Origin of the sequence: Paraprevotella xylaniphila YIT 11841 (assembly GCF_900683745.1) — a bacterium.
Classification (GTDB): domain Bacteria; phylum Bacteroidota; class Bacteroidia; order Bacteroidales; family Bacteroidaceae; genus Paraprevotella; species Paraprevotella xylaniphila.
On sequence record NZ_LR215980.1, the window covers coordinates 889,458 to 905,510 of the forward strand.

12 protein-coding genes are annotated in these 16,053 nt (G+C 46.7%); 7 read left to right on the top strand and 5 right to left on the bottom strand.

What is annotated here, in order from left to right; all coding sequences use genetic code 11:
* The first annotated feature begins 91 nt into the window (after window positions 1-91).
* The 4 genes from E0E47_RS03515 to mscL all read left to right on the top strand — a co-directional run bounded on the left by E0E47_RS03515 (window position 92) and on the right by mscL (window position 5,309).
* Window positions 92-1,405 carry a UDP-glucose dehydrogenase family protein gene (locus E0E47_RS03515; protein WP_008629124.1) on the top strand — a complete coding sequence of 438 codons (1,314 nt, stop codon included), beginning with the start codon at window positions 92-94 and terminating at the stop codon, window positions 1,403-1,405.
* The gene (locus tag E0E47_RS03520; RefSeq protein ID WP_130892903.1) at window positions 1,405-2,229 is read left to right on the top strand and encodes a DUF4738 domain-containing protein; all 825 of its coding nucleotides are present in this window, start codon (window positions 1,405-1,407) and stop codon (window positions 2,227-2,229) included. Before E0E47_RS03515 ends, E0E47_RS03520 begins: the two co-directional genes overlap by 1 nt.
* Window positions 2,230-2,244: 15 nt before the next feature.
* Window positions 2,245-4,533 carry an outer membrane beta-barrel protein gene (locus E0E47_RS03525; protein WP_130892904.1) on the top strand — a complete coding sequence of 763 codons (2,289 nt, stop codon included), beginning with the start codon at window positions 2,245-2,247 and terminating at the stop codon, window positions 4,531-4,533.
* Window positions 4,534-4,886: 353 nt separating this feature from the next.
* Window positions 4,887-5,309: a large-conductance mechanosensitive channel protein MscL gene (gene mscL / locus E0E47_RS03530; RefSeq protein WP_008629111.1), complete on the top strand. Its 423-nt coding sequence runs from the start codon at window positions 4,887-4,889 to the stop codon at window positions 5,307-5,309.
* Between the two features lie 65 nt (window positions 5,310-5,374).
* Here the strand turns inward: mscL and E0E47_RS03535 are convergent, their stop codons facing one another.
* The 4 genes from E0E47_RS03535 to lon are packed head-to-tail and all read right to left on the bottom strand — an operon-like array spanning window position 5,375 to window position 11,567.
* Entirely contained in the window at window positions 5,375-6,826 is a 1,452-nt protein-coding gene (locus E0E47_RS03535) for a DEAD/DEAH box helicase (RefSeq protein WP_130892905.1), read from the bottom strand.
* A 33-nt stretch (window positions 6,827-6,859) separates the two neighbouring features.
* Window positions 6,860-7,966, bottom strand: a complete 1,107-nt coding sequence (locus tag E0E47_RS03540) for an LptF/LptG family permease (RefSeq protein ID WP_130892906.1) — start codon at window positions 7,964-7,966, stop codon at window positions 6,860-6,862.
* Between the two features lie 17 nt (window positions 7,967-7,983).
* Window positions 7,984-9,114 carry a tRNA guanosine(34) transglycosylase Tgt gene (gene tgt, locus E0E47_RS03545; protein ID WP_008629107.1) on the bottom strand — a complete coding sequence of 377 codons (1,131 nt, stop codon included), beginning with the start codon at window positions 9,112-9,114 and terminating at the stop codon, window positions 7,984-7,986.
* A complete protein-coding gene (lon, locus tag E0E47_RS03550) occupies window positions 9,111-11,567 on the bottom strand; it encodes an endopeptidase La (protein WP_172604644.1) in 2,457 nt (818 codons plus the stop codon). The genes tgt and lon overlap by 4 nt, the downstream gene beginning before the upstream one ends.
* A gap of 164 nt (window positions 11,568-11,731) precedes the next feature.
* Between lon and E0E47_RS03555 the strand changes: the two genes are divergently transcribed.
* Entirely contained in the window at window positions 11,732-12,442 is a 711-nt protein-coding gene (locus E0E47_RS03555) for a tRNA1(Val) (adenine(37)-N6)-methyltransferase (RefSeq protein ID WP_130892908.1), read from the top strand.
* Here the strand turns inward: E0E47_RS03555 and E0E47_RS03560 are convergent, their stop codons facing one another.
* Complete coding sequence (locus E0E47_RS03560) at window positions 12,443-13,465, bottom strand: diacylglycerol/lipid kinase family protein (protein ID WP_130892909.1); 1,023 nt, start codon at window positions 13,463-13,465, stop codon at window positions 12,443-12,445.
* A 163-nt stretch (window positions 13,466-13,628) separates the two neighbouring features.
* On the opposite strand from E0E47_RS03560, the gene spt reads away from it, so the two are divergent.
* Together spt and E0E47_RS03570 are read left to right on the top strand one after the other, a co-directional pair.
* The gene (spt, locus tag E0E47_RS03565) at window positions 13,629-14,813 is read left to right on the top strand and encodes a serine palmitoyltransferase (RefSeq protein ID WP_130892910.1); all 1,185 of its coding nucleotides are present in this window, start codon (window positions 13,629-13,631) and stop codon (window positions 14,811-14,813) included.
* Window positions 14,814-15,035: 222 nt separating this feature from the next.
* Window positions 15,036-15,977 carry an RluA family pseudouridine synthase gene (locus tag E0E47_RS03570; protein ID WP_130892911.1) on the top strand — a complete coding sequence of 314 codons (942 nt, stop codon included), beginning with the start codon at window positions 15,036-15,038 and terminating at the stop codon, window positions 15,975-15,977.
* The last annotated feature ends 76 nt before the right edge of the window (window positions 15,978-16,053 follow it).

A 16,053-nucleotide genomic window follows, 5' to 3' on the forward strand; every position in this document is an offset into this window, starting at 1 on the left:
TTTTGCAGAAAAAGTTATCAAATATTTCAGCTTGTATTGTTGATAGCCCTATTTTTCATTACTTTTGCCTGTGGTTAATAGCAACGAAAGTATGAATATAGCGATTGTAGGCAGCGGCTACGTAGGTTTGGTAACCGGTGCATGTTTTGCCGAAATAGGGGTCAATGTCACTTGTGTAGACGTGGACCGGAATAAAATTGAAAAGCTCAAACAAGGTGAAATTCCTATTTACGAACCAGGCCTGAAAGAGTTGGTCTTGAAGAATCAAAAGGCAGGGCGGTTGGATTTCACCACCACGCTCGAAAGCGTGCTCGACAAGGTGCAGGTGATATTCAGTGCTGTGGGGACTCCACCCGACGAAGACGGAAGCGCGGACTTGAAATACGTCCTACAAGTTGCTCGAACTATAGGCAGATATATGACTGATTACAAACTGGTTGTCACCAAGAGCACCGTCCCTGTCGGTACGGCGCGGAAAGTGCGCCACGCCATTCAGGAAGAATTGGACAAACGGGGTCTTGACATCAAATTCGATGTAGCTTCCAATCCGGAGTTCCTGAAAGAAGGCAACGCCATCAGCGACTTCATGAGCCCGGACCGCGTGGTGGTAGGCGTGGAGTCTGAAAAAGCCAAGGAACTGATGACCAAACTCTACAAACCTTTCCTTATTAACAATTTCCGGGTGATATTCATGGACATTCCCTCTGCAGAGATGACGAAATACGCGGCGAACTCCATGTTGGCCACACGTATCTCTTTCATGAACGACATCGCCAATTTGTGCGAACGCGTGGGAGCGGATGTCAACATGGTGCGCAACGGTATCGGAGCCGACACCCGTATCGGCCGCAAGTTCCTATATGCCGGATGCGGCTACGGAGGCTCTTGTTTTCCCAAAGACGTGAAGGCACTCATCAAGACGGCCGAGCAAAACGGGTACGAAATGGCTGTGCTGAAAGCCGTAGAGACAGTAAACGAACGTCAAAAATCCATCCTTTTCCACAAGTTGGACGCGGCATGGCAACATGAGTTGGCTGGCAAGACCGTCACATTGTGGGGACTGGCTTTCAAGCCAGAGACGGACGACATGCGCGAAGCCCCTTCTCTCATCCTTATCCGGAAATTATTGGAAGCCGGATGCACGGTTCGTGTCTACGATCCGGAAGCCATGAACGAATGTCGCCGCCGTTTGGGTGACGCAGTCATTTATGCCCGTGACATGTACGAAGCGGCATTGGATGCCGACGCGCTGCTCTTAGTGACCGAATGGAAGGAATTCCGCCTGCCGGCTTGGGGCGTGCTGAAGAAGACGATGAGCGGACGGCTCGTCATCGACGGGCGTAACGTATATGACGCAGGCGAAGTACGCGAAGCCGGATTTGAATACCATTGTATCGGAAAGTAATGAAATGGATACATCATATTATATACGGTAGTCTTTTAGTGTCCGTGGCTGCGTGGACAAGTTGCGGCACAAGGGACAACCGGACTCCAAACGGGGATACTCCCGAACCGGAAGACCAGGAGGCCAAAAAAGCTTTGCAGGGAATCTGGATTGACCAGGAGACCGAGACCGTTTCGTTCTGCGCCAAAGGGGACACCATCTATTACCCCGATACGGCCAACGTACCGGTACGTTTTTTCATCCGTAAGGACACTTTATTTTTGGCCGGAGGGGGAGATACGACCGCTTATCCCATAGACAAGAGAGGAAATCACCTTTTCCACTTCCATTCAGCCACGGGTGAGATCGTGAAGCTCGTCCGGTCGGAAGACCCGAACGACAGTATCTATTTCATCCACCGGCAAGCCGCCACGCTCACCTACAATGAAGTCGTAAAAAAAGACACTGTAGTGTTCCATGGCGGCGAGCGTTACCATTGCTATGTCTACGTCAACCCCTCGCGCTTGAAAGTATATAAGACAAGTTATACGGACGAGGGCATCGCCGTGGAAAATGTATACTACGACAACGTGATTCACATTTGTGTGTACAAGGGGAAGACATGCTTGTTTTCACAAGACTACACCCGGAAGAGTTTCACCGGGCTCGTACCTAGTGGCTTTCTGAACCAGGCCATCCTGTCGAATATGGTATTTTCCGAAGCCGGTCCGCGAGGATGCCATTTCAATGCCACGGTATGTATCCCCGACGATGCCAGTTGCTATATGGTCAATATCTGTGTAGGATACGACGGCAAGCCGACAATGGAACTTCTCGAGTATTAACCCCTGCACACCATCATGAACAGAACATACAAGATTTTAAGCGTCCTTTTATTGGGGAGTTACGGTCTGGGCATTCAAATACTGGATGCCCAGACTGTTACCGGAAGAATTACGGACCGGAAATCCTGTCCGGTAACAGGGGCTACGGTAGTATTGCAGGCTCCGGATTCCACATTCGTCAGTGCCGCCGTATCGGATGCCGACGGACATTTCACCCTACCGGCCCAACCGGAGCAGTATCGCCTGATTGTACAACACCTTTTATACCGTTCACAAACCGTAAACGGAACAGGAAAGGATGCCGGGACCATTGTACTACAACCGGCTGACCGCACCATCGGTGAGGTCGTGGTCAAAGCCGAGCGCCCCATAGTAAGAGTGGAAGAGGGGAGGTTGAACTATGATTTGGAACAAATCGTCCGGGACAAAGTCGTCAACAACACTTACGAGGCCTTGCAGAGGTTGCCCGGCGTGCAAGAGATAGGAGGCAAATTGACCTTGGCCGGTGCCGGAGAGGTCACGGTCATCCTGAACGGCAAGCCCACTACGATGGATGCGGGACAGTTGGAGACCCTTTTGCGGAATACTCCGGTCAGCCGCGTGGAGAAAGTGGAGGTCATGTATAGTACTCCGCCGCAATATCACGTAAGAGGAGCTTCCCTGAACGTCGTTCTGAAACGTCCCAACGACTATTCCTTTCAGGGCGAAGTCAACGTAACTTATGACAACTGCTACTTCAACGCGGGCAATGCCACCGGGAATTTCCGTTTCTCAACCCCGAAACTGGCATTGGATGCCATGTACGGCATAGACCGTGTACACACGATGCAATATTACAACTTGTTTTCACGGCACACCCTGGACGGACAGATATATTCCATAGAAGAAAACGAACAGCTTCGCAACAAAGCTTACAGGCATAACATGAGGGTGGCCGGAGAATACCACTTCAATGAGAACAGCAGCATAGACTTGGCTTATACCGGCAAATACATGCCGAATATACAAGAGGACGCGCAAACAACAGGAAATTTCCAAACCAGTGACATAGACGGCCGTCGCGAAGCCCAGATGCACAACATCGCATTGCACCTCCGTTCGGGATTCGGCCTGGATGCCGGCGGGGACTATACGCACTATACGACCGACAACAGGCGGTGGATGCACGCCAAGTATGCCGACGGCAACCGGAACCGTTTCACCTTGGCTGGCGGGCAACGGATAGACCGCTACAACGTGTATGCCGACCAGAAACACAAACTGTCCCAAGGATGGAATCTGGGATATGGCGTCTCTTATACACAAACCCATAACCATGACTTTCAAACCTACACCGAGGTGGAAGGCGACATCGCCACTCCCTCTACGGACTCCAAGTTAAAAGAACAGACCACAAACTTCTACGTATCGTTGGGAAAAGATTACCCCGGTGGTATATCATGGTCGGTATCGGGCACAGGGGAGTATTACTCCATCGGCAATTACCGCAAATGGGCTTTCTACCCTCAGGCTTCCCTCACTTACATGAAGACTCCCGAACACATCCTGCAACTCTCGCTCTCCACCCGAAAGACTTATCCGGGATATTGGGAAATGCAGTCTTCCGTCAGCTATATCAACGGATATTCCGAAATATGGGGCACACCCGGATTGCGTCCTCAGACGAACTACAGTGTGAATGCCAACTACATCCTGAAGCAGAAGTATGTCTTCGGCGCATACTTCTCCCGTACCCAAGACCAGTTCATGCAGACTGCCTATCAGTCCACAGAACGGTTGGCCATGATTTACAAGATGATGAACTGGAACTACACACAGTACGTAGGCCTCATGGCCACGGTGCCGTTCCAGGTCGGAACGTGGTGGGATTCCCGTTGGGTAGCGGTGGAACAATACGCACGCCACCGTTGCGACGACTTTTTCGACCTTCCTTTCGACCGGAAAAAGTGGATTTTGCAGTGCCAATGGGACAACACGTTCAAGCTGAACAAGAATCTGGCTTTCGAATTGCGCGGATTCATGCAGACCCCGGCCATACAAGGTACATACGACCTGAAAATGGTGGGTACGGTAGATGCCGGGGTGAAATGGACCTTTGCCGGAGGCAAAGCCACACTCTCTGCCCGTTGTAGCGACATATTCAATACAAGTATGCCGGAATGTAACCTACGTTACGGAGGTCAGGACATGAGAATGGAAAACTCTTTTTACCTAAGAACGTTCACCCTGAACTTCAATTTCCGTTTCGGAGGATATAAGAAAAAGGAAATCAAGGAAGTGGATACTTCCCGGTTCAGGCATTGAGCGTACGTCCGTTCTGTATATTTTTCAGAATATCCGGTGAGCCTCTCCGCACACCTTCCTCAAAGCATAAAACCAATCGGCTGAAAATGAAAAATCGTTTGCCGCAGAACGGAAAATCATTCTCAGCCGATTGATTTTTCAATCTCAGGAGATTGATTTTACATTCATAAGTATCTATTATACAAAGGTTTAGAAAATCATAATTTTATCTTAAAAACAAAAGGACACGACACTATGGCTGTAAAGAAAAACAATAAGAGGGAAAAGAAAAGGAAAAGAATGAAAGAGAAATTTGGCCATTGGAATAATTTTGCTTAACTTGCCCTGGTAATTCATAAACAGAACTGGGGACTATGAAAAAAATCTTGCAAGAATTCAAGCAATTTGCCATGCGTGGCAATGTGGTGGACATGGCGGTCGGTATCATTATCGGCGGTGCCTTCGGTAAAATCGTTTCTTCGGTGGTGGCCGACATCATCATGCCGCCCGTTGGATTGCTCATCGGCGGAGTGAATTTCTCCGACCTGAAAATCACATTGAAAGAAGCAGTCGTGGAGGGAGGGGCAGAGGTGACGCCGGCCGTCACGCTGAATTACGGTAATTTTATCCAGACCACGTTGGACTTCATCATCATTGCACTGGCCATCTTCCTTTTGGTAAAGGGAATGAACGCCCTCAACAAAAAGAAGAAAGAGGAACCGAAAGCTCCGGCTGCCCCTCCGGCCGACATCCAACTGCTCACGGAAATCAGGGACTTACTGAAAAAAGAGAAATAAAAAAAACCGTCCGTTTGCCTTCGCGAAGGCAAACGGACGGTTTCCATTAATGCGGAACAATTCTATCAGGAAACACCGCCTGTATTTTCCCTCTTTTCTGCGCTTCCTTGCGAAACGGTTGCAGATTTCTTCTTATTAAAATATCTTCGAGGCTTATTCTTGTTTTTCTTCTCTGTCAAAGATGGCGATTTCGGCGCGTCCCCATTTACCGGCGCACTTTTTGAACCGGAAGCTTGTGCCTTGGTATTGTTTTGAGTATGTGTTTGTGGGATGGGGCTTGTTTTTCTGCGGTTTCCCGATTTGCCTTGCCGCCTGCCGTGTCTTGGACTTCCATGTCTGCCATTCCCCTTTTCGCCACCTTTTTCCGGCCGATAGGCCGGGCCTTCTCCAAGCCCTTCCGGCAGGGAACGTTTTTCTATTTCAGTTTCAAGGAAATGCTCGATGGAAGCAAAACGTTGCTGGTCTTTCTCGCTCACCAAGGTTATCGCCTCTCCGTCGTTGTTGGCGCGGGCTGTACGACCGATACGGTGCACATAATCTTCGGCATCATGAGGCACATCGAAATTGATGACCAACTGGATATCGTCGATGTCGATGCCACGCGCCACAATGTCCGTAGCTACCAACACGTCGATTTGTTGGGCTTTGAACTTATACATCACTTCGTCACGCTCCTGCTGTTCCAAATCCGAGTGCATGGCACCGACCTTAAATCCGGCACGTCCCAAGGCAATGGCCATGTCTTTCACTTTCAATTTGGAAGACGCAAAGACAATCACGCGATGTGGAGGCCGCTCGGCAAACAGCTTTTTGACTAATGACACCTTTTGCGCCTCATAGCATACGTAAGCCGACTGCACGATTTTGTCGGCCGGTTTCGATACGGCCAGTTTCACTTCTACCGGATCGTGCAGGATGGTGCGCGCCAAGTCTTGAATCTTCCGGGGCATCGTGGCCGAAAACATGATGGTCTGGCGTTCTTTGGGCAAATACTTGACAATCTGCATGATGTCGTCGCTGAAACCCATGTCCAACATGCGGTCTGCCTCATCTAATACAAAGAAAGACACTTCAGACAAATCTACGTTGCCTAAACTCAAATGACTGATTAAGCGTCCCGGCGTGGCGATTATCACGTCGGCTCCCATGGCCAACCCGCGTTTCTCCTGCTCGTAACGTATCCCGTCGTTTCCACCATATACAGCTACGCTCGACACGTTCATATAATAGGAAAACCCCTCCATGGCCTGGTCTATTTGTTGGGCCAGTTCCCGGGTGGGGGACATAATGATACAATTAATGGCTTTTTCGGGATAACCGCCATCGCTTAGCTTACTCAATATGGGAAGCAGGAAAGCCGCAGTCTTACCCGTCCCCGTCTGCGCCACACCAATCATGTCACGCCCCTCGAGAATCACGGGGATGGCATGTTCCTGAATAGGCGTGCACTCGGTAAAATTCATATCGTCCAAGGCATCGAGCACTTGGTCGCTTAAATCCAAATCGTAAAAATCCACTGTTCTAATTTGTGTTTAAATCCTACATCCACTCTACTGCGGTGCCTTTTTATAAAGGAAGAACGCAATAAAGGCAAATATTATATTGGGCAGCCACGCCGCCAAAGCCGGCGGCCAGTCTGCATTGATTGCAAAAGTAGACGAAACCGTCTGGAACAAAATGTAAGAGGCACTTAGTGCCAACCCGATGCCCAAATACAGTCCCATGCCCCCTTTCCGCTTCCGCGCCGAAAGGGAAAGACCGATAATCGTCAGGATGAACGAAGCAAAGGGAGTGGCAAACCGTTTCTGGTACTCCACCTCGAACGGTTTCACATTCCCCGAGCCACGGGCACGCTGCTTGACGATATATTCTTTCAGTTCCGGACTGGTCAAGGTTTCCTGTTGGTTACGCGTCAGCAAGAAGTCCGACGGTTCCATGGCGATGATGGAATCTATCCTCGAACCATGGGAAATGTACTCACGCATGCCTTTCAATTCGCGGAGCGTGTAATTGTTGATTCGCCAATGGTAACGCTCGTCCGACAATGTGTCGTAAGACACCGAAGCCGCCGTAAGGTGTGACACAAGCTTCTTGTTCACAAACTTATCCAACGAGAAATGATAACCGGTCTTGGTACGCCCGTCGAAATGTTCGATAAACGCAATAACCCCCGTATCGACCTGTAGTTGCACATTCTGGGCGAATTCCGTCCTTTTTTTCTTTTTATATGTATTCTCAAAGTTTAGTCGCGTGACGCTTCCCTTAGGAATAACGTAGGCTCCCAACAGGAAAGTCATCACCGCAATGATGGATGCCGAAATCATATAAGGGCGCATCAGGCGCTTGAAACTCATCCCGGCGGCCATCATGGCGATAATCTCCGAATTCTCTGCCAGTTTGGAGGTGAAGAATATCACAGAGATGAACACGAACAGCGGACTGAACAAATTGGAAAAATAAGGGACGAAGTTGGCGTAGTACTCGAAAATGATACCTTTCCACGGGGCATGGTTGGTCGTAAACTTATCGATATTCTCATTGAAGTCGAATACCACGGCAATGGAAATAATCAATGCAATGGAAAAGAAATATGTACCCAGAAACTTCTTGATAAGATACATATCCAACTTGGAAATGAGACGTTTATACCACTTCATATACAGTACTTCTTTAATTATAGCCGTGCGGCCACCCTTTTTACCATCAAGGCTTTCCAAGAAGAGAAGTCCCCGACTATGATATGGCGTCGCGCCTCGCGTGTCAGCCACAGATAAAAAGCAAGATTATGGATGGAGGCGATTTGCAGCGCCAACAATTCCTGAGCTTTGAAAAGGTGATGCAGGTAGGCTTTGCTATATGCCTTGTCTACGTAAGAAGTCCCGTCTGGATCCAAAGGCGAAAAGTCGTCTTCCCATTTCTTATTACGCAGGTTCATAATACCATTCTGTGTGAACAGCATGGCATTGCGCCCGTTACGCGTAGGCATCACGCAGTCGAACATGTCTACTCCACGCTCTATGCCTTCAAGAATATTCACCGGTGTACCGACCCCCATAAGATAACGAGGCTTGTCTTTCGGCAAGATCCCGTTGACCACCTCTATCATTTCGTACATCACTTCCGCCGGTTCGCCCACAGCCAATCCGCCAATGGCATTGCCATCGGCCTCCTTCGATGCCACGAACTCGGCCGATTGGATACGCAAGTCCTTATAAGTGCAGCCTTGCACGATGGGAAAAAGTGATTGTTGGTAACCGTATCGGGGTTCTGTCTCATTGAAACGACGAATACAGCGGTCCAACCAACGGTGGGTCAGCCCCAAACTTTTTTTCGCGTATGCGTAGTCGGATGTGCCCGGTGGACATTCGTCGAATGCCATCATGATGTCTGCCCCGATGGCACGCTCAATGTCCATGACCTTCTCGGGGGTGAAAATATGTTTTGAACCGTCGATGTGCGAACGGAATTCGCACCCTTCCTCACGCAATTTACGGATACCGGTCAACGAAAAGACTTGGAAGCCTCCGCTGTCGGTCAGGATAGGGCGGTCAAAACCGTTGAACTTGTGCAACCCACCGGCTTTTTCCAGGACATTAATACCAGGCCGCAAGTACAAATGATAAGTATTTCCCAAAATGATTTGCGCCTTGATGTCTTCCTTCAATTCCCACGGATGGACGGCTTTGACCGAGCCCACCGTGCCCACCGGCATGAAAACAGGCGTCTCTATCAAGCCATGGTCTGTGGTCAACACCCCGGCCCGAGCCGACGTAAGGGAATCTGTATGTTGGAGTTCAAACTTCATTTCGTTTCGTTCTTAGGCTCATCGAAAGTAAACTCGATGGCATTGGTTACTTTTTCATCCAACAAAGCAAAATTCAAGACCTCGGACACATCATTCACATAATGGAACGACAGCCCTTTGAGATACATTTCCGGAATTTCCTCTATGTTCTTGCGGTTTTCCTCACACATGACGATATCTTTGATGCCTGCACGTTTTGCTGCCAGGATTTTCTCCTTGATGCCTCCTACGGGCAGCACTTTTCCACGTAACGTTATCTCACCGGTCATAGCCAGATTCGGGCGGACCTTACGTTGGGTCAATGCCGAAGCGATGGAAGTAGCCATGGTAATACCGGCCGACGGTCCGTCTTTAGGTACGGCTCCTTCAGGCACGTGCACATGGATATTCCATAGGTCGAAAATCCGCGCATCAATATGCAAATGGTCAGCATGCGCTTTGATATATTCCAATGCCAAAACCGCCGACTCTTTCATTACGTCGCCCAAATTTCCTGTGAGCGTCAACTTGCTACCTTTTCCCTTGCTCAGGCTCGTCTCTATAAAGAGGATTTCTCCCCCTACGGAAGTCCATGCCAATCCGGTTACCACACCGGCATAGCCATTGCCCTGGTATTTGTCGCGAGTATATAAAGGTTTGCCCAACAAGCGTTCCACATCGGCCACTTTCACGTCCGTACAAGAAAATGCACCATTTCGGGCGTATTCCAATGCCATCTTGCGGAACACCTTGTTTATTTGTTTTTCCAATCCTCGCACACCGGACTCACGGGTGTAGTTCTCTATCATGTACTCCAATGCCGGCTTGCTGATTTTGATTTCCGACCGGTCGGCCAAGCCATTGTTTTCCTTTTCCTTGGGCACCAAATGACGTTTAGCTATCTCTACCTTCTCTTCCGTGATATAGCCGCTCACTTCTATCAGTTCCATACGGTCGAGCAAGGGACGGGGTATCGTGCCGATATTATTCGCTGTCGCAATAAACATGACCTTGGACAAATCATAGTCTACATCCAGGAAATTATCATGGAAAGCACTGTTCTGTTCCGGGTCGAGCACTTCCAACAAGGCAGAAGAGGGGTCGCCATTCACCGTATTCTGCGTCACCTTGTCTATCTCGTCTAAAATGAACACCGGATTGGAAGAGCCTGCCTTTATCATACTTTTTATAATGCGCCCGGGCATAGCTCCGATATACGTGCGGCGGTGCCCCCGGATTTCAGCCTCGTCATGCAATCCGCCCAAAGACATGCGGATGTATTTCCGCTTTAAGGCAGAGGCGATACTTTTACCCAAAGATGTCTTGCCGACACCCGGAGGACCGTACAAACAGATTATCGGAGATTTTTGGTCGCCTCTTAATTGCAAAACGGCCAGATGCTCCAATATGCGTTCTTTTACTTTCTCCAAGCCGTAATGGTCTTTGTTCAAAACTCTTTCGGCATTCTTCAAATTTAAATTATCTTCCGTATAGGTCTGCCAAGGCAGGCTCAACATTGTTTGCAAATAATTGAGTTGGACGTTATAATCCGGACTTTGGGGATTCAAGCGTTCAAGCTTGTCCACTTCCCGATGGAAAGTCTTGGCGACATCTTCCGGCCATTTCTTTTTTTGGGCCTGCGTACGTAAATCGTGCAAGTCCTGATCCTGCGGCGTACCGCCAAGTTCATCCTGTATGTTTTTGATTTGTTGTTGCAAAAAGTACTCACGTTGCTGCATGTCCAAATCTTCCCGGGTCTTACGTTGGATCTCAGCCCGAAGTTCCGAGTATTGGATTTCCTTGTTCAACAGCTTGAGTAAGTTGACCGTACGCAAATCCAGTGCCCCCTCTCTCAACAACTCCATCTTGCGGACAATAGGGAATGGGAAATTGGCGCATACAAAATTTACCAAAAACATATTGTTGCTCACGTTTTTCACCGCGAACATGGATTCCTTCGGCATTTGGTCACTCATCTGAATGTACTGCACCGTACGTTCGCGACAAGCTTCCGCCAAGATTTCGAACTCTTTGTTATTCTTCGAAGGGAGCGTGTCTTCTAATTTCTCTACCATACCGGTAAGATAAGGCTTGTCGGACACAATACCTTTCAAATCGAAACGGCTCATACCTTGTAAGATGACAGTGGTAGAACGGTCTGGCAATTCAAGAATACGAATAATCTTTGCCATCGTCCCGATGTGATACAAATCATCAAACCCCGGATTCTCTGTCTCCGGACTCAACTGACAAACTACGCCGATGTTCAATTTATTTTTATCTGCGGCTTTCGCCAAACGAAGAGAAGACTTCCGTCCCACTGCCACAGGCATCACCACACCTGGGAATAACACCATGTTGCGCAACGGCAAAATCGGTAATGTGGCCTCCATTTCCACGTCGAAAACACTGGATTCATCTCCTTCAAAATCTGCAACCAATGAAAATGGATTCTGATTATCGTCAATATGCATATTAAAAATCTTAAATGATTTAGTGAACAAAACTTTTTTCACAAAACGTGGCAAAGATACAAAAAAAGAGTGTACTCTACGTATGATATACAGTGGAAATAACAAATATTTGCTACTTTTGCAAGCAAAACGAAGGATAGACTCTAAGATTACACCCGAATTTTATGGCAAAAACTCATTTCGACTTTAAGAAGTTCACAATTTATCACGACAAATGTGCCATGAAGGTTGGTACGGATGGAGTACTGCTGGGCGCATGGACGGAAGTTTGTCCCGATTCCAAATATATCCTCGACATCGGCACAGGTTCCGGATTGATAGCCATCATGTTAGCTCAAAAGTGCAACGCATACATCATAGGAATAGACATAGACGAGGAAGCAGTAAACCAAGCCACAGATAACGGGAAAAAGACACCTTGGGCACAACGTCTGCATTTTGAAGTAGAAAATGCCCTCACTTACATTCCTCAGAAAAAGTTTGACATGATAACATGTAACCCGCCGTTTTTCACGAATTCACTGCAATGCCCTGGAGAAAAACGTAACTATGCACGCCATAGTGACGCTCTTCCTTTCGATGCACTCATCGCTAACGCATATACATGGTTGAACGACGGAGCTTGTTTCAACGTCGTCCTCCCTGCATCGTCAGCCGATGCTTTCATACAAATGGCGTGGGAGAGGGGGCTCAATCTCCACAAAAGATGCATGATACACAGTTTGCCTGAGAGTATGCCGAAAAGAGCCTTATTGAGCTTTAAAAAAGGAAGTACGCCTTACCCTCAAACCACACGGCTCATGGTCAGAGACAGAAATGGTATTTACACGGAAGAATACAAAAAGCTCACAGAAGAATATTACATACATTTTTGATTATAATTTCAGGCGTCTCATGACTTCTTTGTTAAAGCTGTCTATACGCCGGATATTTCGATTACGTACGCTTATACTCAAAGAAATCAATTCGTCATATAATTCTGAAACAACCCGCCCAAACGCAGTGTCTGAGGCTTGTTGAGTATTCACAATCATATTCAAGCCTTTTTGTATCAATTGTACGTCAATATCCGTCCCGGCCGACATGGGATCGCCATCAAAATGAATCACCCCGGGGTGTTCACGATGGATGCGAATGTTTTTGCATCGGAATGTCTTGATCTTATTATTCTGCAACAATGTCCTATTGAACAACTGAACGGCAATCTGAGGAGCTTCCAGAACTGTAAAAGGCTCCATTATCGTTACATCCATAAGTCCGTCCGACATAGAAGCGTGAGGAGCGATATATGCATTATTCCCATATTGAGACGCATTGGCACAAGCTATCAGAAAGGCCTTGTATTTGGACGTTTCTCCTTCTATTTCAATCTCATATGTGTCCGGCTTATATTTTAAGCCTTCTCGAAGCGTGTTCTCCAAATAAGTCAATACTCCGCGTTTCTCCGAATGAGCGAATTTGGAACTTACAAAAGCATCAAACCCCACACCGCATGTACAAAAAAAAGGGAGGTCATTTATCTTCCCATAATCCAAACACTCAATATCAAAACGATTAAGCACCTTAATGGCGCCAAGCGGCTCCATTGGAATACGTAAATGACGTGCCAATCCGTTTCCCGAACCACAAGGAATGACACCGAAAGCCACAGAAGTATGTACTAAAGAACGGGCTATTTCATTGACAGTGCCGTCGCCCCCAATAGCCACAACCGCATCACAGCCTTTTTCAACATGCTCTTGTGCCAATAAAGTAGCATGTCCGGCATATTCAGTCCGGACAACCTGATAATTGAATTTATCTTGATCCAAATGCTGAGAAATCAGTTCTATGATATTGTCCTTACTTTGAGTTCCAGATATAGGGTTTATAATAAAAACGATGCTCCTCTTTGCCATATTGCTTCTTAAATCGGAAGCAAAGATAAGGATAAAAAATGAAAAATACAGCATCTGGCTTTAAGGCTTACAAGAACATTAAAAAGATTTTTTATGATTAAAGGCTATTTAAAAAGATGTTTTTATTAACTTTGCAAAGTTTTTTAATTACGAACTTATTAAAATGGGCTTATTACAAGACAAATTAGCTAAATATGACGAGCCACAAAAGTACATGGCTGAAGGCATATACCCTTATTTCCGCGAAATAGAAGGCAAACAAGGCACCGAGGTCCTCATGGGAGGTCATCGCGTACTCATGTTTGGTTCTAACGCTTATACAGGTCTGACGGGCGATGACCGCGTCATAGAAGCTGGCGTGGCTGCTATGCGTAAATATGGTTCCGGTTGTGCCGGTTCACGATTCCTCAACGGAACATTAGACATACATGTTCAACTTGAAAAAGAATTGGCGGCTTTTGTAGGCAAAGAAGAAGCTCTCTGTTTCGCAACAGGCTTTACGGTCAACTCCGGTGTCATCCCTTGTTTGACAGGACGAGGAGACTATATTATTTGCGATGACCGGGACCACGCGTCTATTGTAGATGGCAAACGTTTGTCTTTCTCTCAAAACCTGAAGTACAAGCACAATGACATGGCTGATTTGGAGAAGCAATTACAAAAATGTAATCCAGACGCTATCAAATTAATCATCGTAGACGGAGTCTTTTCAATGGAAGGAGATTTAGCTAATCTTCCCGAAATTGTGCGCCTGAAACATAAATATAACGCTTCCATTATGGTAGACGAGGCTCATGGTCTTGGCGTTTTTGGCAAGCAGGGTAGAGGAGTATGTGATTATTTTGGCTTGACGAAGGAGGTAGACTTGATAATGGGAACATTTAGCAAGTCCTTGGCTTCAATCGGAGGTTTTATCGCAGCAGACAAAAGTATCATTAATTGGTTAAAGCATAATGCGCGTACCTATATATTCAGTGCATCAGCCACACCGGCCGCTACGGCTTCAGCGTTAGAAGCCCTGCATATTCTTCAGCAAGAACCGGAGCGCTTGGAAAATTTATGGAACGTAACGAATTATGCCTTAAAACGTTTTCGCGCATCAGGATTTGAAATCGGTGCCACAGAATCTCCTATCATTCCTTTATACGTCCGTGATACGGAAAAAACATTCATGGTTACGAAATTGGCTTTTGACGAAGGAGTTTTCATTAATCCTGTGATTCCGCCTGCATGTGCGCCTCAGGATACCTTAGTACGTTTTGCCCTGATGGCTAACCATACACACGAACAAGTGGATGAAGCGATTCAGAAACTTACAAAAGTATTCAAGCAGTTGGAACTTCTCTAAACAGCAAAATAAAACACGAAATAAAGAAAAGGAAAGAAAGCCGAAGAGGATTTTGGCTTTCTTTCCTTTTTTTGAAAGAAACTTTCGAAGTAGAATGAATAATTAAAAAGCTTCTTTCTTATTAAACATAATAGCGGTTAGGTATTAAATCTCAAGATTCAAGCAACCACAAGGCCTGTATTTGAAAAAATAGTCTTACCTTTGCAAAAAACAGAAGAAAAGATGAGAAATAAGTCCGGTGCACAATATGCAGCATCAAAATACATAGAGTTTACAGTCAATAAACCCATGTTATTATTGGATTTCATTATGGAATCGATGAACGGAATCAGTAGGAATAAAGCCAAAGATATTCTGACGGGACATGGCATTACGGTAAACAAAAAATCGGTCTCCCAATATAATTATGAATTGCGACCCGGTATGGTTGTACGGGTAAGCAAACATAAGCGTAACAATGAGCTGAAAAACAAATACGTTAAGATTGTATATGAAGACAAAGACCTGATTGTGATTGAAAAAAGTGCAGGCATTCTCTCTATGCCTGCCGTTGCACAACAATTTTCAATCAAAACCGTATTGGATGAATATTTTACCCGACGGCACTTCAAATGCACAGCCCACGTAGTCCACCGTTTGGACCGCGACACATCCGGTTTGATGATGTATGCAAAAAATATAGAGGTACAACGGATTTTGGAAGAACACTGGCAGGAAATCGTGACAGACCGTAGATACGTGGCCGTAGTCAGTGGGAAGATGGAAAAAGAAGGCGGAACCATATCTTCTTGGTTGAAAGACAATAAAGCGTATGTAACGTACTCCAGTCCGACAGACAACGGAGGAAAATATGCCATCACACATTTTCATACGTTAGACGCGAGAGAGCGTTATTCGTTGGTTGAATTGAAATTGGAAACCGGCCGGAAAAACCAAATCCGTGTACACATGCAAGATATTGGCCATCCGGTAGTCGGCGATTCAAAATACGGCAATGGAAGCGACCCGATAGGACGGTTGGGATTACATGCCTATCGACTGAATTTTTACCATCCCATCACGGGGGAACCAATGGAGTTCGAGACCCCTTTCCCTACTTTATTCACTAAATTATTTCCGGTAAGCAAACCGCTTCACTCTACGGCAGAAGCACCTTCTGAATAATTCCATTTCCGTTATCATGAGATGGATATTATAAAAATGTGCGAGGGATTATTTCCTTCGCACATTTTTATAACTA